This is a genomic window from Pedobacter cryoconitis (genome assembly GCF_014200605.1).
GTDB classification, from domain to species: domain Bacteria; phylum Bacteroidota; class Bacteroidia; order Sphingobacteriales; family Sphingobacteriaceae; genus Pedobacter; species Pedobacter cryoconitis_B.
Genome location: NZ_JACHCE010000004.1, coordinates 292,324 through 309,350, shown reverse-complemented (window position 1 = coordinate 309,350; position 17,027 = coordinate 292,324). Strand labels below are relative to the sequence as shown.

The 17,027-nt window shown below is 37.2% G+C and carries 18 protein-coding genes; 9 read left to right on the top strand and 9 right to left on the bottom strand.

What is annotated here, in order from left to right:
• Positions 1-262: 262 nt before the first annotated feature.
• Positions 263-694 carry a hypothetical protein gene (locus HDE68_RS14650; RefSeq protein ID WP_183882963.1) on the bottom strand — a complete coding sequence of 144 codons (432 nt, stop codon included), beginning with the start codon at positions 692-694 and terminating at the stop codon, positions 263-265.
• Between the two features lie 243 nt (positions 695-937).
• Between HDE68_RS14650 and HDE68_RS14645 the strand changes: the two genes are divergently transcribed.
• The 4 genes from HDE68_RS14645 (at position 938) to HDE68_RS14630 (ending at position 3,896) form a co-directional block, all read left to right on the top strand.
• Positions 938-1,549, top strand: a complete 612-nt coding sequence (locus HDE68_RS14645; protein ID WP_183882962.1) for a TetR/AcrR family transcriptional regulator — start codon at positions 938-940, stop codon at positions 1,547-1,549.
• 26 nt (positions 1,550-1,575) lie between these two features.
• A complete protein-coding gene (locus tag HDE68_RS14640; protein ID WP_183882961.1) occupies positions 1,576-2,421 on the top strand; it encodes a sialate O-acetylesterase in 846 nt (281 codons plus the stop codon).
• A 145-nt stretch (positions 2,422-2,566) separates the two neighbouring features.
• Entirely contained in the window at positions 2,567-2,872 is a 306-nt protein-coding gene (locus HDE68_RS14635; protein WP_183882960.1) for an ArsR/SmtB family transcription factor, read from the top strand.
• 61 nt (positions 2,873-2,933) lie between these two features.
• Complete coding sequence (locus HDE68_RS14630; protein ID WP_183882959.1) at positions 2,934-3,896, top strand: zinc-binding dehydrogenase; 963 nt, start codon at positions 2,934-2,936, stop codon at positions 3,894-3,896.
• Between the two features lie 21 nt (positions 3,897-3,917).
• Here HDE68_RS14630 and HDE68_RS14625 read toward each other — a convergent pair whose 3' ends face one another.
• A complete protein-coding gene (locus tag HDE68_RS14625) occupies positions 3,918-4,592 on the bottom strand; it encodes a M15 family metallopeptidase (RefSeq protein ID WP_183882958.1) in 675 nt (224 codons plus the stop codon).
• A gap of 312 nt (positions 4,593-4,904) precedes the next feature.
• On the opposite strand from HDE68_RS14625, the gene HDE68_RS14620 reads away from it, so the two are divergent.
• Positions 4,905-5,339 carry a DUF2007 domain-containing protein gene (locus tag HDE68_RS14620; RefSeq protein WP_183882957.1) on the top strand — a complete coding sequence of 145 codons (435 nt, stop codon included), beginning with the start codon at positions 4,905-4,907 and terminating at the stop codon, positions 5,337-5,339.
• Between the two features lie 21 nt (positions 5,340-5,360).
• Here the strand turns inward: HDE68_RS14620 and HDE68_RS14615 are convergent, their stop codons facing one another.
• From HDE68_RS14615 to HDE68_RS14605, 3 genes are all read right to left on the bottom strand, one after another.
• Positions 5,361-5,846 carry a cupin domain-containing protein gene (locus tag HDE68_RS14615; protein ID WP_183882956.1) on the bottom strand — a complete coding sequence of 162 codons (486 nt, stop codon included), beginning with the start codon at positions 5,844-5,846 and terminating at the stop codon, positions 5,361-5,363.
• Positions 5,847-5,950: 104 nt separating this feature from the next.
• Positions 5,951-7,255 (bottom strand): sensor histidine kinase, encoded by a 1,305-nt coding sequence (locus tag HDE68_RS14610; protein ID WP_183882955.1) that lies wholly within the window; start codon positions 7,253-7,255, stop codon positions 5,951-5,953.
• A 162-nt stretch (positions 7,256-7,417) separates the two neighbouring features.
• A complete protein-coding gene (locus tag HDE68_RS14605; protein WP_183882954.1) occupies positions 7,418-7,582 on the bottom strand; it encodes a hypothetical protein in 165 nt (54 codons plus the stop codon).
• A gap of 212 nt (positions 7,583-7,794) precedes the next feature.
• On the opposite strand from HDE68_RS14605, the gene HDE68_RS14600 reads away from it, so the two are divergent.
• The 4 genes from HDE68_RS14600 to HDE68_RS14585 all read left to right on the top strand — a co-directional run bounded on the left by HDE68_RS14600 (position 7,795) and on the right by HDE68_RS14585 (position 13,313).
• Entirely contained in the window at positions 7,795-10,119 is a 2,325-nt protein-coding gene (locus HDE68_RS14600) for a LodA/GoxA family CTQ-dependent oxidase (protein WP_183882953.1), read from the top strand.
• Between the two features lie 5 nt (positions 10,120-10,124).
• The gene (gene lodB, locus HDE68_RS14595) at positions 10,125-11,231 is read left to right on the top strand and encodes a lysine-epsilon-oxidase maturase LodB (RefSeq protein ID WP_183882952.1); all 1,107 of its coding nucleotides are present in this window, start codon (positions 10,125-10,127) and stop codon (positions 11,229-11,231) included.
• Positions 11,232-11,389: 158 nt separating this feature from the next.
• The gene (locus HDE68_RS14590) at positions 11,390-12,178 is read left to right on the top strand and encodes an alpha/beta fold hydrolase (protein WP_183882951.1); all 789 of its coding nucleotides are present in this window, start codon (positions 11,390-11,392) and stop codon (positions 12,176-12,178) included.
• Position 12,179: 1 nt separating this feature from the next.
• Positions 12,180-13,313, top strand: a complete 1,134-nt coding sequence (locus tag HDE68_RS14585; protein ID WP_183882950.1) for a PAS domain-containing sensor histidine kinase — start codon at positions 12,180-12,182, stop codon at positions 13,311-13,313.
• 43 nt (positions 13,314-13,356) lie between these two features.
• Here the strand turns inward: HDE68_RS14585 and HDE68_RS14580 are convergent, their stop codons facing one another.
• From HDE68_RS14580 to HDE68_RS14565, 4 genes are all read right to left on the bottom strand, one after another.
• The gene (locus tag HDE68_RS14580; RefSeq protein WP_183882949.1) at positions 13,357-14,205 is read right to left on the bottom strand and encodes a helix-turn-helix domain-containing protein; all 849 of its coding nucleotides are present in this window, start codon (positions 14,203-14,205) and stop codon (positions 13,357-13,359) included.
• A 158-nt stretch (positions 14,206-14,363) separates the two neighbouring features.
• On the bottom strand, positions 14,364-14,876 hold the full coding sequence (locus HDE68_RS14575) for a hypothetical protein (RefSeq protein ID WP_183882948.1): 513 nt from the start codon (positions 14,874-14,876) through the stop codon (positions 14,364-14,366).
• Positions 14,877-15,093: 217 nt separating this feature from the next.
• Positions 15,094-16,053: a glycoside hydrolase family 26 protein gene (locus HDE68_RS14570; RefSeq protein ID WP_183882947.1), complete on the bottom strand. Its 960-nt coding sequence runs from the start codon at positions 16,051-16,053 to the stop codon at positions 15,094-15,096.
• 312 nt (positions 16,054-16,365) lie between these two features.
• The gene (locus HDE68_RS14565) at positions 16,366-16,857 is read right to left on the bottom strand and encodes a cupin domain-containing protein (RefSeq protein ID WP_221300741.1); all 492 of its coding nucleotides are present in this window, start codon (positions 16,855-16,857) and stop codon (positions 16,366-16,368) included.
• Positions 16,858-17,027: the final 170 nt, after the last annotated feature.

Below are 17,027 nucleotides of genomic sequence, written 5' to 3'. Positions count from 1 at the left end.
TCTTATTTGAGTATAGCTGATATCTTTTTTTGCTGAAAAAAATGCAATTTTTAATCGTTGAGGGATAAGGTCAGCTATCTTAAAGGTGTGCCTGATCATCCGTATTTGCAGGGAAATTCATATCCTGGAATTTATTGAAAAGCGAATAGATTTACCAGACAATTGATTAGGTAAGGAAACAGGGGGAAGCTAAAAATGCCACCTATAGGTAGCATTTTTATTTGACAGAGATTAATTATAATTAGGACGGCAGTTTTTTTGATTAATTTAAAAGGACTGTGCCAGACCATGCCTGAGTACTTTCGATATCTGTAAGATAAGTTTCAATTGTTTTGTTAAGGGGTTGTCCAACTGTCCAGGTTATTAACACACTACTTTGTCCTCCAAGATCTAATGCAGCATTTTTAGGAAGCGTAATTCTTACCTGATCGCCAATACTAAAATCTAATGCTGACTGACCGCCATCATTCGTAACAGTACTTTGTCCCGTTGTCAAATTTTTAATCGTTGCCCTGTTAACTGGTACAACTCTTCCTGAAGATGCGAGTTTTCTTGTAAGTGTAGTGTATATACTTACCCTTGTTTGACCTTGAACGGGCATTTTTGAAAAATTGTGAATTTTTTCTCTTTTCGGAGTTGCACTTGTTAATAGTCCTGCCAGTACTATAAGGCAAAAATAGAAATGTGTTTTCATGTTTGGTTGTTTTTAGGTTTAAAATATTTACTACAAGTTATTTATAAATTATTTTATTCTTGCATTTATTTCATTATTTGTATAGGTTTTTGTGTGTTTATATTTTACAAAAGAGCAATTGAAAAGGTTATTCTCCTGAATTAGGATTGAAGTATTAGTTGACAATTCGTTCAATGTTCAAATAAAATCAAAATAATTTCTAATTAAATGAATAATCATTTAGTTTTGTGCGATAATTAGATTATGCGGACCAGAGATATTAATAAAGAACAATTAGTCAAAGAAAAAGCTATAGAAACCATTGTAAAACACGGTTTGGAAGGTTTTACGATTAATAAACTTGCTAAAGCCTGTGGGGTTTCGGTAGGTACACCTTACGTTTATTACAAAGATAAGGACGATCTTATTCTAAAGATCGTATTGGAAGAGGGGGCAAGAATGGAAGATGCGATAAATAAAAATTTCGATCCGGAGGCTTCATTGGAAGACGGCTTGCGGATCCAGTGGCGCAACCGGTTCGACTATATGGTGGAAAATCCTTTGCTGGGGCAGTTCTTCGATCAGATCAGCAGTTCATCCTATCATCAGCAATTCCTTGAAATGTTCACAAGCAGTACAGGTGCTTTCTTAAGTAAGTTCAAAGAAAATCTGGGGCGTTTCATTAGTAATACTGTAATACGGGGAGAAATCGATGACTTGCCTATTGATGTTTACTGGTCTGTTGCATTTGGTCCATTATATACTTTAATGCGCTTTCACCAACAAGGGCGCGGTATAACAGGTGCTTCGTTTCAGATTAGTGAAGAGTTGATCTGGACCACGTTTAAGCTTGCACTGAAGGCTTTGAAAAAATAACCGTTAATAACAAATAGTATAAAAATATGATAAATTCCTTTTTAATGATAGGCCAGTCAAATATGGCGGGACGGGGATATTTGAATGATGTTAAACAGATCTATGATGAAAAGATCAAAATGCTGGTGAATGGCCGCTGGCAAACGATGATAGAACCAATTAATTTTGATAGACCGACATCCGGTATAGGACTTGCTGCATCATTTGCGGGTGCCTGGAGATTAAAAAATGACCAGAAAGAAATCGGTTTAATACCTTGTGCTGATGGGGGTACCAGTCTGGATGATTGGGCTGTTGGTGGCACACTCTTTGAAAATGCGGTGTTCCAGGCAAAGCTTGCTCAAAAGATCAGCAAGTTGAGTGGGATCTTATGGCATCAGGGAGAAAATGATAGTTTTGGCGGTCTTTCCGCCCTTTATTATGATAAACTGAGTGTTATTGTTGACGCATTTCGTCTTGAGCTTGATGCACCAGATATTCCTTTTATTGCAGGCGGCCTTGGCGATTTTTTAAGCGGTGGCAGGTACGGTAAATATTTTACTGAATATAACCAGGTTAATGATGCCCTTCAGAAACTTGCTGAAACAAAGCCGAACTGTTATTTTGTAACGGCAAATGAATTAACCGCTAATGCGGATGGACTTCATTTTGACGCAGTATCGCAGCGCAGATTTGGAATCCGGTATTTCGAATCCTTACTCGAAAAGAAAAATATTCTGGCACCGATTCCTGGCGAGAATGAGTTAATTGGGATCATTGAGGAGAGGCCTTTAACAAAAAATGAGCAGCGTACATTGTTAGAAATTGATTTTGCCTTTGGTAAAATGTCCTTAAGTGACCTGGAAGAGAAGCTGATCCTGTTGAGCGATTAGTCAAATTGATGTTTTTTCTGATTTTAAGAGTAAAATTGTACAGGAATTACTGGTATTGCACTAAACCGGAGTTAGTTCTAATTTTAGTTCTAACTCTCCTTTATTTTAATTTCTGGATTTCTGAAAATATCGATACGTTTGTGCGATGGAATTAATTATGGTCTTTAAGGCGCTTAGTAATGAAACTAGAATAAACATACTTATCTGGCTTAAGGAGCCTCGTCAACACTTTCCTGCTGAAGAACTGGAAGACTATGATGCAAATCTTGGTGTTTGTGTAAGTGATATTACCAAAAAGGCCGGTTTATCTCCTTCTACAACATCAGACTACCTGAGTATATTACAAAAATGCGGACTTATCGAAGCTACCCGCTCCGGTCAATGGACGTACTACAGACGTAATGAAAGGGCGATTGATACACTGAGCAAATTAATTCAAAAATCATTATGATAAAAATCAGTATGATTTTTTTTTAGGACAAACATTTCGAAAATAAGCGAAACTTCTAATTATGAAAGCAATTGTAATTAAAAATTATGGAGGACCAGAAGTCCTCCAGTTAGCGGAAGTGGCTACGCCTTCCATAACAAATGATTCCCAGGTGCTGGTGAAGGTCAGAGCTACCGCTATCAATCCGCTTGATTACCAGGTAAGGCGAGGGGATTACCTGTCACTGTTTGATTTACCAATTATAACTGGTCACGATATTTCGGGCGAAGTTATTGCAGTAGGTAAAGCCGTGAAAAATTGGATGCCTGGTGATAAAGTATATTATTCCCCTCGTTTTGGCGGTCCCGGCAGTTATGCAGCATATCACCTTACAGACGAGTCCACTTTGTCCAGGATGCCGGAGAATCTTAGTTATGAGGAAGCTGCTGCTGTTCCCCTTGCCGGAGGTACGGTATGGGAAATGCTTGTGGTACGGGCTAAACTAAAAAAGGGGGATACGATTCTGATCCTTGGGGGCGCGGGTGGAGTGGGAACATTCGCTATACAGATAGCTAAATCGCTGGGTGCTTTTGTGTACACAACCGGGCAGCGTATTTTGCATGAAAAACTTCAGCACCTTGGAGCAGATGTAGTCATTGATCATCATCATCAAAACTACATTGAAGAGATACAGGCTCATACGAATGGAAAAGGAGTGGATGTAATCATTGATACTATAGGGGGAAGCACGCTCTCAGATAGCCCGCGTGCCTTAGCTAACTATGGTACAATTGTAACACTGGTCGATATTGCAAAGCCGCAAAACCTGATATACGCCTGGGAAAAAAATGCTACGTATCATTTCGTTTTTACCCGGCAGAGCAGAGATGAACTCCATCACGTTACCAGGTTAATAGAATCCGGACAGGTAAAACCGGTTATAGATAGTATTTATCCAATTGAAGACGTTAAAAATGCCCATCAAAGAATAGAAGATGCGAAACGGGACAGACCTTTATTTGGTAAAATTGTACTGTCCTTATGAAATATTATCAATGTACTGGGCTTAAAGACTTTTGAATGGAATATCCATCAGGGCATAATTCTGCCACCCTATAAAATCATAGTGCCACCATTCGTTTTTGATTACCCTGAAACCATGTGCCTGCATCGTGCGGATCAGGAAATCCCGGTTGCGGAGCACGGCATATGGTAATTTTTGGTAATTTGCAGCAGCCTCCGGAGCAAAACTATCGTAAGGGGTAGGCATTGGGATCTCTTTTTTTGTTTTGAAATCGATCAGCGTAAGATCGACCGCACAGCCACGATTGTGTTTGGAGCCCTTTGCCGGGTTGGCTACGAAACTTTGATCAGAAGCTTTTTTATAAAAGGAAACTGTGATGGCGTAAGGACGGTAAGCATCATAAATTTTTAACCCATATCCTTTTTTGCGGAGCTCTGCCTGGATTTTTTTCAGCTGTTCCGCAACTGGTTTTCTGGCAAAAGCCCGTGCCTGGGGGTACATAATTTGTTTCATGAAATTGTTTGTCGTGGCATACCGGATATCCAGAACAAGGTCGGGGATCATTTTTTTTAGTTCTATCAGTTCCTGGTTTGGATTCTGAGCAAAGGAATTCTGATAGACTTTTAAGGAATTAATGACTTTTATACCATTCTTATGCTGTGCAGACAGCGTATGTGTAATCAAAAAAAATAACAATAGTGCAGTTGTTTTCCTCATGTTACGGATTGGACGAGCTGTTTATTTTTTATTTCTGTAGTCATTTTGATAAGCTTATCCGGTTAAAATTAATAATAATAACCTGGACACAGATGCAAATTACCCATTAAAAATAACCAGTTTGGAATGCTTCTATAGCAATTAGTTAAAATAAAAGTTTATTTGTCTGCCGCTCCAAAATGATTGCACTGAGAATGCCGAAGCCCAGGGGGGGCAATTTATTTAGTATATTGTGCTCCGTTATAAGCTATCTTTTTATCATGCTGAATACTATATGGCGTTATTTGTGGCTGAACTTATTTTATAATAATCATGACTGATAAAATCATTTTATACAAGAGCTTTTATAATCCAATTGAGGCTAATATAATTCGGGCCAGATTGGAAGATAGTGGAATCCCGTGTTTCTTGGTGGATGAGAATATTTCGACCATCCAGCCACTTTATAACCAGGCTGTAGGAGGAGTGAAGTTAATGGTGTTTGAGAAAGATACATTAAAAATTGATTCATTGTTAGCTGAAAACAATGATTTAGTAGATAATGAAGATCAGTTTTTTACTGATAAACCTGTAAACGATGTTAAAAAAAAATGCGAAAAATGCGGTTCAGAAAATGTAGCATTCGGGCAGGCTACAAAAGGCAGATTCAGCTGGTGGGTAACGGTAATTTCAATTATGCTCTTAGTTTACCCATTCAAAGTGAATAAGTGTTTCCATTGTTATGATTGTGGAAATGAATTTCAATAACGGTAACACTCACCCACATGATCATCTGCATAACCTATCGATCAGACTTTTCTGAGATGGGTAAACGCTGCTCAACGAACTTTTAGTTGCCATCTCGAACTCTGAGAAATCGAAACCAGGTGCAACTGCGCAGCTTACCAGTGCAAAGCCCAGTTTTGATGAAATCTCTGCAGCGAACCAACAATTGGATTCGATGAAAACTTGTAGATTACCAGTTTCTGAATCACTAAGTTCTATACACTTATAACCCCCATCCTTATCTAAAACGTGAATGTTTATTGGCTGGCCACTGTGGAAGTACCAAAGCTCATCAGACTTTAAGCGATGAAAGCCGGAGAAATCCTGACCTTCCAGCAAGTAATAAATGGATGTGCAGGCATTTCTTAATTCACTTTCGTTATGACGACGAACTACGGCATGAGATCTGAAAATTTCTCTATAATAACCACCTTCAGGATGTGGTTGAAGATCCAGGCGATCTATCCAATAGCTAGCTTTGTTTTTCATATTCGGTTACCATTTTTCTTAAAAAATTAAGTACTTACAATTTTCACTCCATTTATCGGGTTCAACTAAAACTTATTTATTTAAAGGTGTTTTGCCTGATCTGATCAGTGTGTTTTGGGTGTCAGTTTTATAACAATAAAAAAGTCGGAACCAATTCCCGGAACACTCTCAAATCCTATCTTCCCGCCTTGCCTTTCTATAAACTCCTTGCAAAGTACCAGGCCTAAGCCAATTCCTTTTTCGTTATCCGTACCAAATTCTGATTCGGACTTAATTGAAAAAATATTTTTCTGTTTATCCAGCGGAATCCCTCTTCCATTATCGCTAATACTTATTTTACATTTATCGGATATCACCTCAGCTTTGATTGAAATCTGTCCTCCACCAGGAGTAAATTTTAACGCATTGCTGATTAGGTTGCGTACTACCAGCTGAAGCATATTAATATCAGCAACCACTTCCATTGCAGGAGGGATATGATAATTCAGGGATATATTTTTCTTCAGGGCATGCATACTTTCCATCTCTATGGTAGCCTGTAATGTTGTCATCAAATTTACAACAACCAGGTTTACATTTGGGCCTTCCATCTGCGACTTAGACCACTGTAACAAATTAGAAAGCATTTCCACCGTATTGTTAGTAGATTTAAGCAATGCTTTTTCTAATACCAGCCGGTCTTGCTGATCTATTTCACTTGTATTTAATAACTCCAGATAGCCTTGTATGTTCATTAGTGGAGTCCTCATGTCGTGTGAAATGATAGACATCAGTGTCTGGACTGCAATTGTCTTTTCTTCCGTAGCTTTTCGCTCTTTATCATAACTCCGCCTCATGAATTTAATAACGATGTAAATGATGATTACAGGTATAGGAAATGCAGTAATCCGGTCAATAAACTGTCCCCGACCAGCAGTGAATGGATATTTCACCAAAAAAGGGTAATAATATTCAAGAAAATGCAATACAAGAAAGCATAATAAATAGATAACTAGCCACTTGAGATGCTGTTGATAGGGAGAAATTGTAAATACCAATAAGAGATAAGCCGGCCATATCAGGTCAGTAGATCCAACGATTCCTGAATTAGCAAAGTAATTAACGCTTAAAAGTAAAAGACCTATCAAACCGAATAATGTACAGCTATGTGTTTTGCCACGAAATCTGGAATAATAGTACTGGTGTAAAAAGAACAAACCAATTAGAAAAGTGGATATTGCTGCAATATAAAGACCTGCAGATATATCATATGGCACATATAAACTGGCCAAAACGATCATGCCAATACAGATAGAATGAAATATTCTGCTTTCTAAAGAGAACATTGATGGACTCCCTATTAGTTCAACCCAGAAAGCTTTTTTTTGTGAATAATGATAATTAAGAGTACTGAAGTCGAATTTTGGCATGAAGGAATTTAAGCTACAATAGCCTTCAAAATTAGAATTTTAGTTTGCAAAACCTACGCTTTTTATTGCTACATAGTGTTTTTCTGGAATATAGCTGTTCATTTTATCATTGCTATTTAATATTTCTATACAGAGATAAATAAGTCATATGATGTAGTGCTTTTATTGCTGAACAGGAATAGTAATTGAAGCCAAACCTCCTAAACTTCCTTCGCCCGGGTAATTGCAGGAAAACAAGAGTACCGGTATCAAAAGCAAAAGAAAGGATTTGAGCATAAGATAATTTTGAACGGCCAACGCATTCAATTCTTTGTTCCTTTTGTGCATAGTTTACCCTTTTTAGCCATAGCGATTTATTCAATTTGTTCAATAACGAAAATTCTTACATATTTAGCATATGGGTGTTTTTGTGTGTTGATAATTGACTTATATTGTGCTGTCTATAAGTTTCTTATAGCGAATGGAGTCCAGATGCCATTTCAAAAACGGGGCGCATTCCGAAAAGCCAGATGAGTAGGAAATCATCTTAACTAACGCTCATGAGTATTAAAATTCATCCAACAATTGGAGTTGCCCGTTTAGGAAATAGTCCAAACGAGTTTTGTATTGTTCCTGACAAAATCGGAGGTATACCTTTAGAATTTGAAGGCGGAAAAATCACCACTAAAAAAATCCAGAAGTTTAAGGATAGCAAGGGGCTTATTAAAAAACAAGGGCAACCTTTCAGAGTCTATGACCAAACTGGTGAAATAACCATCAACAGGAAGGATGTTAAATCCATAGAATGGACTGTGCACCTGGCAAATAAGAAAGCTGAGTGGTATGAATTTGACGAACTTAAAGGGAATTTATTATTTGGCGATAAGAATAATTATGCATCATGGAAAGTTCCGTTAAGAAATAGTGATATTATCAAAAACAGGCAATCATTATTCATTGATTATGGTCCCAGAAGAATTACCGTTTTAAAAGGAACAAAACCTATTGATTCTAACTTTAAATTTGATAAAAAATCGGTTCCGGCAAACTATACTGAAGCGCAGTTCCCCCCGGCTAAAGTAAAATATGGCCAGCCGGTTGACTCACTGGGAGGTATCATTACAGATGCCGAAGGCCGGTTAATTGTATTTGGTGGTTTTGGAAGAACAGGTGGTAATACCGATTTAACTGGTTTTGGAGGTGGTGATCAATGGCATGATGATATCTCTGATGGCCCTGTGTACTGCAAAGTGACCTATACTGATAATAAGGTAGAATCGGTAGATGCATGGTGTATTGTCGGATCTCCGGACTTTGCTCCTGAAGTAGTTAATATAAGTACGCTAAGCGACAGTATTTTTGATGTTTATGTTAGAAATAGTCCTGGATTTACTCCAAAATTATTTGATAAAGGTAAGTTTAAGCCAGAATTTGAAGCAAATTTCCAGAGAGACATTAAGCCTATTTTTGATAGAATGAAAGGTTATCAATGGGTAGCGAATGTTCAGCCAATGGCTAATTTAGCTAGTCTGGATTTTTATGAAATCAATAAAAATAACAGCACTGCCAATGCAACGCGCCAAAAGGTGTTCAATTACTTTAGAGGTATTGATCCCTATACGAGAACGCCTATTGAAAATCCAAATCCTTTAACCTATACTCAAAAGGAATTTGATCATCTGGATCAGAATAAAATTATCCTGAAAGAAGAAAAATATAGAGCTAAATACCCTCAGGATAAATATCCTCAGGAGTATTTATTTAAAGATCAAAACAAATACCTGACGGTTGAAGGCGGAAAAGAAATTGTTAAAGAAGGAGATTTATTTCCCTTAATGCCGTTAAATTCAGGCACTAATTCGGTAAGAAATGAGAATCCTTTAAAGTTTTTAGCGCTTACTGAAACGCAGTTGTTTTTACTCAAACAATGGGCAGACGGCAAATTTAATTTGACGCCAGATCAGCATTGGGAAGGTGTAGTACCAGCTTCAGATACGATTAGTGTAGGAAATTGCATTGGCTTACCCATGTCTCCCGGAATTGAAGTGACCTGGAATGTTCATAATCAGATTATTTACAATTTAAACATACCATTTACCCTAAAAGTAAAAAACAGCCTTGTTAAATATGACAAAGTTTTCAATGTAGGGAAGGAAACGGGATTTTTAACTGTGACCAGGGACGAATGTTTAGGCGGCGGATGTGAGCCAGGTGATTTGACCAAAAGAATGGCTTGTCCATGGCAGGCTGATTTCTTCAATTGTACAGTACAAAACATAAACTTTACCAATCCAACTCAGGTTAAAGATTATATCGTAGATAATACCGGAAAAATTATCGACAGAATTCCAACGCCGCCTGTTTATTACAGTTATTGGTGGCCTCCGCAAAGTCCATGGGATGTATTAATTGGTGAATTAACTAAAGAAGGATTTCATGCAAATGGCAAATGGGAATCCGGACGTCAAATGAATTATCAAAGAGGCCTCAATAGTTATGTTCAAATGGTTGAATTTTGGGATACATTAGGGTTTGTTAAAGATATGAATGCTAATAATGCCGGTTTTCCTTATTTGTTAGAGACTGAGCGTGGTCACGAGTTCTATACCAGCCAGAAGCCACTTATAAGTGAAATCATGGTGAAATTGAAATATGATAATAATGGTCTGAATGTGGATGGTCAGGCTATAGAAATTGAAACGCCCATATTTTATCTTGATGTAGCTAAAGCCAGGCGTAGAAGAAAGGAACAATTCGCAACTACAGAAAATGTATCGTTACTGGCTTCAGGTGTTGGTCGTATCAATGCCATTACCTATCATCCTTTCAAAAAAATAAAAATCAGTGAAGAATTATCAAAAGTGAGATTTAAATTTAGAAGATAGCGCTTATGATAAATGCATTTGATACAGATGTACTTATAGTTGGTGGAGGCCCTGCAGGGGCCTCTGCCGCTTTAAGTATTTTAAAATTTTCAGATTTAAATGTTACAGTTGTAGAGCAGAGTGATTTGAATATTCAAAGAATAGGAGAGCAGGTGAGTTCAAGTATTTTTGATCTTCTTGATTATTTGGGGTTAGATAAGTCTGATTTCGGAGATGATTGCTTTCTGCCCGGCTATAGTAGTAATGCAGCCTGGGGTAGTTCACAAATCACTGAGCGTCATTCAATAAGCAGTACACATATTGATAGTTACCAGCTTAACCGTTCTACTTTTGATTTGACTTTGTTAGCTAAAGCCAGTGATATGGGCGCTGTTATTATGGCCGACACCCGTTGTACGGAGTATCAGGCTCAGGGCGAAGGATGGCAGGTAAATATCAATCACGAAACAGAAGGCAGATTTATTGTTAATGCCAGATATTTAATTGATGCTACAGGCAGACAGTCACATTTAGCAAGGCACCTGGAAGCAAATATTACAAAAGATGATGAATTAGTAGCCGTTGGGGCTTTTCTTGAATTTCAGGAAGAGCAAGATTTAGCGCAGGATTTTTTCCTGGAAACAGTTGAGGATGGCTGGTGGTATTATGCCGTTTTACCTGAAAAAAAGATAGTTTTATCATTATTTACGGATGCTGGTAATGCAAAAAAGAAGCAGATTAATAAAATTGAAAACTGGACAGCATTATTATTAGATACGGTTCATGTGAAACATAAGGTTTCAGGAACAGTGGCTTTTGAAAAGCCCTGGGTAAAAAATGCATATTCTCACTTTACGGATAGCACAAAAATTAAAAATTTTATTGCAATTGGTGATGCTGCCTGTTCATTTGATCCTATTTCTTCTATGGGAATCGGCTTTGCAATGAGTTCAGCTTGTAATGGGGCACTGGCTATTATAAGTCAGGATGAGGATGCGAATAGTATCAATAATTATAATGAAGGTTTGAAAAGAATATACGACGATTATATCAGTACTAAATCTCAGTATTACAAGGAAGAAAAGAGATGGCCTGATGCTGAATTCTGGAGGAAGAGAAAGGCAGGAGCATAGTTTCTGTGTATAGAGCAGTATTTCAATTGCCAGATGATCTGGTACATTCATTTGTTTAAAGAAATATTTGTATTTTTGAACAAATCGTTTGAAAATTCGATTTCACAAAATGCCTTTATAGTAATTGACTATTTATCCGGATTATAATAAAGAATTCAATGGATGTAATTAGCAGGAACAATGTCGTAATAAAGGGGAGTGGTACATCACCTATGATGTTTGCACATGGTTTTGGTTGCGATCAAAATATGTGGCGCTTTATTACACCTGCCTTTGAGGATTCTTATCAAATCATTTTATTTGATCATGTTGGAGCGGGGAAATCTGACCTGAAAGCATATCACCCGGCAAAATATAAAGACCTGGATGGTTACACTCAGGATATAATTGAGATTGCAGAGAAGCTGAACTTAGAAGATATTATTTTTATTGGGCACTCCGTTAGCGCCATGATGGGGATACTTTCAGCAGAAAAGGCACCTCACTTATTTAAAACATTAATTTTAGTATCTCCATCTGCTTCTTATATCAATGACGGAGATTATACGGGAGGATTTAGCAAGAGTGAGATTGATGAACTTTTAGAGTCGTTAAATACAAATCATATGGGATGGTCAATGACAATGGCCCCATTAATAATGGCCAATCCTGGCAGGAGTGAGTTGGGGGAAGAATTAACGGATAGTTTTTGCCGTACTGATCCTGCTATCGCTCAGCAATTTGCACGTGTAACTTTTCTCACTGACAGCCGGAGTGTATTGAGTACTTGTACTATACCCGCATTGATACTTCAATGTTCGGATGACATTATTGCGCCTATAGAAGTTGGTGAGTACATTCATGAAAAAATGGATCAGAGTAAGCTGGTAATTTTAGAAGCAACTGGTCATTGTCCTCATTTGAGTGCCCCTGAGGAAACAATATCAGCTATAAAAGCTTATTTATAATATGTCGTCAGATCCAAAAGAACCTAACAATTCAGGCCTTGAGAATAACTTTGAGGACTTTCTTGAACATTCATTATCTGGTTATATCTCTACAAATCCACGTGGCGAAATTATCAGAATAAACTCCAAATTACTGGAATGGCTGGGTTATAATAAAGAAGATCTGATTGGTAAACGTATGACCGGTTTGCTGGCTATGGGCAGCAGAATTTTTTATGAAACCCATTTATCTCCATTATTAAAATTACATGGATCTTTTGAAGAGGTCGCTGCCGAATTATTATTAAAAGATGGCAGCAAGCTTCATATTCTTCTAAATGGATATATTAGAAACGATGAGAACAACAAACCATTATTTATACGTTTAAATGTTTATAAGGCTACTGAGAGAAAAGTTTATGAAGAAAATTTACGGCATGCGGTTATTGACGCAGAAAAGACTTTATTAAAAGAACGTGAAATGGCGACATTAAGAGAGCAATTTATTGCTGTTTTAGGCCATGATTTAAGAAATCCTTTAGGCGCAATAAAATCAGGTGCGTCACTTTTAACCCGTTCTGCTTCATCTGACCGCGATAAATCAATTGTAGGCATGATTAAAAAAAGCAGCCTTCGTATGGAAGAGCTGATAGCTAATGTTATGGATTTTGCCAGGGTGCGTTTGGGAGGGGGCCTATCCCTGGATTTAAAAGATGTATTCATCGAACCAATTATTTTGCATGTTATAGAGGAGTTGCGTATAACTTTTCCTGAAAGAATAGTAACCGTAGATTTTGAAGTTAAAAAAACTATTAATTGTGATGCAGACCGCATTTCACAATTATTATCAAACCTGGTAGCCAATGCGCTTACCCATGGATCACCGAATGAACCTGTAAAAGTCATTGCCAGAATAGCGCTAAATTATTTCGAGCTTATTGTTTCAAATGGAGGTAAGCCGATTCCTGAAGATGCACTCGAAACATTATTTGAACCTTTCACCAGAGAAGCTAGTAGTCCAAGTCAGCAAGGACTGGGTTTAGGATTGTATATCGCCGCTCAAATTGCAAATGCGCATGGTGGAAATCTAGCAGTAACTTCAAACACTACTGGAACGAGCTTTATATTTCGTATGCCGGTTTATATCATAGACTAGCAAGTTATAAATACTGTAATAGTAAGTTGTTTATCAATGCCTATTACTTATTATCTGGTTTCAAACGATAATTTGTAGGTGTAGTATCGTACTTATCATGAAAACTTTTTGTAAAATTTGCCAGGTCATTGAAACCACAGTCAAAGGCTATGTCTGTAATACGTTCATCAGAAGCTAAAAGCAATTCTGCAGCTCTCTCCAACCTTTTGTTTTTAATATAGCTGGCAGGCGAGTCATTATATAGTTTTTTGAAGTCCCTTTTGAATGAAGAAATGCTCAAGTTGACTTTATTTGCCAATTCTTCGATATTCACCTGCGAGAATAGATTGGATTCTATAATTTGTTTAAAAGTATATGTTGTTGGTGAAAAAAGTTGTGACAGTATTACGCGTATGGTTTCAGCATCTTGTGCTTGCGATAACAAAAGGATAATTTCCTTTAGTTTCAAAATCAAAATTTCATCATTCACTAAAGATGGGTTTTCAAAATAAAAAAGCAGACCTTCAATATATTTTTGAATTAAAAAATCATTGTTGACTTTTTTGCCTGACTGATTAGTGATGTTGTCATTTTTCTGAAATATCAGCGGAAGTTCTCTTGCATAAATTTTCTTTAGTATATCTGGATGGAAAGTAACGATTACTATTTCTCCATTGCTATTATTTAAAGTGTTTAACTGTTTACCCGGATTGATGCAATTCAGTAATAGTGCATGATTGGCAGGAATATTAATATGGTTATCGTTAAATTGAAATTGCGTTTCGCCCTTCAGCATATACAAAAAGCAAGCTTGTTCTGCAACAGGAAAAGCAAATTGAAAAGGTGATTTTAAATTCACTTTTTGAATGAATGTTTTCCCAAACAAATCAATTTTTTTATAGTTTGTAACCATTTTAAAATATTTTTGATTATAGCCGATTCTTGTTTTTTTTCTGTAATTAATATCTGATTATTAGTGTATTAATAGCAGTGACTTAATCAGTTTGTATAATGATCACCCAGCATTAAGCCTAATATAGGCAAAATGCTAAGCTATAAATCAGTTAAATATTATTTATCATCCGGTTCAACAATATTATACTGATTTATCAATTTTTTTTGCCCCCTGAATTGAAAAACAGAACCTATAACAAACAAAATGAAAAGCAAGAGAAGGGTTTGTCCAATAATCGGATCTGTAGGTGCTTTAGCTAAAGGATGTCCAATGGGAATACGGGTAAAAGTTTCGTTAACAGTAGGAACCAGTGATAAGAAAAAGCTAAAAGAAAGAAGAATGTTCTCAAAAAAACGGGCTTTGTTATTTCCTTGCTGTTTGCTATGAAGGAAGTAAGCCACCAGTATTAAGATCACAATAAAAAGGGCAAAAACATGCCCTGGATTAAACCCGCCATGTTTAGATAACCCTAAGGCGGTTAATGAGGTAATTAACGTAAGATAAAAATAGATTTTCCCTGTAACCTGACTCAAGTCAATTTTACCGTTTCTTATAAAATCTACTGCCGCAGCAACAATAGCAATAATTCCAATAGCCGTATGGAAAATGCCTAAATTTGATAGTCCCATTTCTTAAAATTTAAATGTCTTTAATTGATAGGACAAAATTGCAGCATTGAAGTCAGGATAGGTTTGCAGATTAGCCCAATCATTTGGCAATTTGGCTCAAAAGTTTGCCTATATAGAATCGATTGATCTTATACAGGCCATTTAAATGAAGATATCACCGCAAATTATAAACTTCAAATAATCTTTATTTGGTTAAAGATTTGAAATCGTGATTGAATTAATGTGTATTGAAATATGGATCTTTTGCCATCAGCCGATAAGCATCTAATGAGTTTTGTTTACTATTGATTTGCCAGTGCCGCTCTTTGTCGACATCGAACCATACTACCGCTTTAATTGCAGGGAATTGGCTTTTTAAAGTTGGTATGATTTCAGAAATCCATTTTGCTTTATCACCACCAACTTCGTCCGAAGCCATTTCACCGATGATCACAGGTTTGCCGGTCGCGGCAATCTTTGCGTATATTTCTTTAAAAACCTGATAAAAAGTTTCCCATTCATGGTCTGAATTTGAGGTTCCCCAATTATAACCATCGACACCTACCCAGTCTACATACACATCCCCTGGATAATATTGCATAGCTGTAGGCCCACCGGGAGAATCGACATTATTCGGGCACCACACCCAAACGACATTTGTAGCACCTTGCCGCACAAAGATGTCATGAATATGCCGGTAAGCTTTAATGTAAAGTTCTGGATTGTGACCTCCCCAACCTTCTTCTTCATTCATTTCAGCTGCAAAATCAAGGAAAAAAAGTTTACCCAATTCCCTGGCCTCATCTGCCTGTAAACTGATCTGGCCATCATATTTACCATTTACTATAGCTGTGAATTTAACATCAAATGGCTCCCAATTGATCAATGGTATACGTCCTTCAAGAAGATCCTGTTTTGTTGATCCGTCTTTGGCCCAATGGTCTGACCAGCCAAAATAAGAAAGGTGAATTTGAGGACGACTCCCTATAATTGCGTCCGTTTCACTGATTGTACCTGTGCCGTAATAATGGCCTAGCAAAGCCCCTTTGGCCGGGACTAATGCAACAGTGGAAAGCGATGGAACTGTTGATGTGATTAAATCGGCGGGAGGAGATTGTGCTTCGGATTTTTTACAGGAGATCACTGTCAAAATACAAAAGCTTATTGTAGTTGATAGATAGAATTTGGATAAGTTCATGTAAGAAGGTTTTAGCATTAATGGTGGGTAATCTTTAACCCCGGCTATGGTGATTATCCGGGCAGGAAAAAATCCCTTACAGCGCTATCAAATACTATCACGCGAAGGTTAGGCGAAGCTTTCATACGGCGTACAACCTCTTCCAGGCCATTAAGTAATTCGGGATCGAATAGATTTAACGGTGGTGAATCTATACTCACCTTCCAATACCCACCATTATAACTGGTGTTCCTACTAGTTGTTCGATTGTTTTTTCTACTTGTTTCATTACTTTATTGTTTTTAAAATGGGATTATATCCCATTTTATATAACTATTTTGTTTTCGCATTGCGGGGGTCATCTGAAGGATTTATGTAACTAATTCCCAGTGGGCCATAGGCGCTAACTTGTGTTTCATAACCTCCAGATTTAGCCCAATGAAAATGAGGTGTATTAGCAGGGAGTACAACCACGCTTCCTGGAGGATATGCTTTTAATTTTGCAGGATCGTATTTTTCTCCAATGCCTATATAAAATACACCACTAATTACCGTATATACCCTGGTTTCTGGATGTTTATGAGGCATTAGTACCACATTGGAAGGAAGTCTTACCCGCACTACGTAAGGGCCTTCCGTCTTCGGGTCGCCTATTAAAACAGCAAGGCGGGCTTCTGGGGGAAATGCAGGAAATGCTGACCATTTGATGTCTTCTGCATAAATATCACCCAGTTTGTTATTCGGTAAACTCTGCGCGTTAGTATACTGAACTCCTAGAGATAGCAGACTACAAAATAGAAATCTGAAATAATTTGTCTTTTTCATAATAATTTAAATATTAATTTTCTCATACCTTTTCTAGCTTCTCGGACGGTTAAATTAATCAGTTGGAAATTTACCTCCTGCAAGGATGGAAGGACAAAGTACGGCAGTGTATCTTAATCTATAGCGTGACCTACATCACATTTATGAAGTTGATAATTTATTTCTTTACT

What these genes read in the sequence shown, in the direction of transcription:
- HDE68_RS14650 (WP_183882963.1), bottom strand. Translation starts at nt 694, where the DNA reads ATGAAAACACATTTCTATTTTTGCCTTATAGTACTGGCAGGACTATTA.
- HDE68_RS14645 (WP_183882962.1), top strand. Translation starts at nt 938, where the DNA reads ATGCGGACCAGAGATATTAATAAAGAACAATTAGTCAAAGAAAAAGCT.
- HDE68_RS14640 (WP_183882961.1), top strand. Translation starts at nt 1,576, where the DNA reads ATGATAAATTCCTTTTTAATGATAGGCCAGTCAAATATGGCGGGACGG.
- HDE68_RS14635 (WP_183882960.1), top strand. Translation starts at nt 2,567, where the DNA reads ATGGAATTAATTATGGTCTTTAAGGCGCTTAGTAATGAAACTAGAATA.
- HDE68_RS14630 (WP_183882959.1), top strand. Translation starts at nt 2,934, where the DNA reads ATGAAAGCAATTGTAATTAAAAATTATGGAGGACCAGAAGTCCTCCAG.
- HDE68_RS14625 (WP_183882958.1), bottom strand. Translation starts at nt 4,592, where the DNA reads ATGAGGAAAACAACTGCACTATTGTTATTTTTTTTGATTACACATACG.
- HDE68_RS14620 (WP_183882957.1), top strand. Translation starts at nt 4,905, where the DNA reads ATGACTGATAAAATCATTTTATACAAGAGCTTTTATAATCCAATTGAG.
- HDE68_RS14615 (WP_183882956.1), bottom strand. Translation starts at nt 5,846, where the DNA reads ATGAAAAACAAAGCTAGCTATTGGATAGATCGCCTGGATCTTCAACCA.
- HDE68_RS14610 (WP_183882955.1), bottom strand. Translation starts at nt 7,255, where the DNA reads ATGCCAAAATTCGACTTCAGTACTCTTAATTATCATTATTCACAAAAA.
- HDE68_RS14605 (WP_183882954.1), bottom strand. Translation starts at nt 7,582, where the DNA reads ATGCACAAAAGGAACAAAGAATTGAATGCGTTGGCCGTTCAAAATTAT.
- HDE68_RS14600 (WP_183882953.1), top strand. Translation starts at nt 7,795, where the DNA reads ATGAGTATTAAAATTCATCCAACAATTGGAGTTGCCCGTTTAGGAAAT.
- lodB (WP_183882952.1), top strand. Translation starts at nt 10,125, where the DNA reads ATGATAAATGCATTTGATACAGATGTACTTATAGTTGGTGGAGGCCCT.
- HDE68_RS14590 (WP_183882951.1), top strand. Translation starts at nt 11,390, where the DNA reads ATGGATGTAATTAGCAGGAACAATGTCGTAATAAAGGGGAGTGGTACA.
- HDE68_RS14585 (WP_183882950.1), top strand. Translation starts at nt 12,180, where the DNA reads ATGTCGTCAGATCCAAAAGAACCTAACAATTCAGGCCTTGAGAATAAC.
- HDE68_RS14580 (WP_183882949.1), bottom strand. Translation starts at nt 14,205, where the DNA reads ATGGTTACAAACTATAAAAAAATTGATTTGTTTGGGAAAACATTCATT.
- HDE68_RS14575 (WP_183882948.1), bottom strand. Translation starts at nt 14,876, where the DNA reads ATGGGACTATCAAATTTAGGCATTTTCCATACGGCTATTGGAATTATT.
- HDE68_RS14570 (WP_183882947.1), bottom strand. Translation starts at nt 16,053, where the DNA reads ATGAACTTATCCAAATTCTATCTATCAACTACAATAAGCTTTTGTATT.
- HDE68_RS14565 (WP_221300741.1), bottom strand. Translation starts at nt 16,857, where the DNA reads ATGAAAAAGACAAATTATTTCAGATTTCTATTTTGTAGTCTGCTATCT.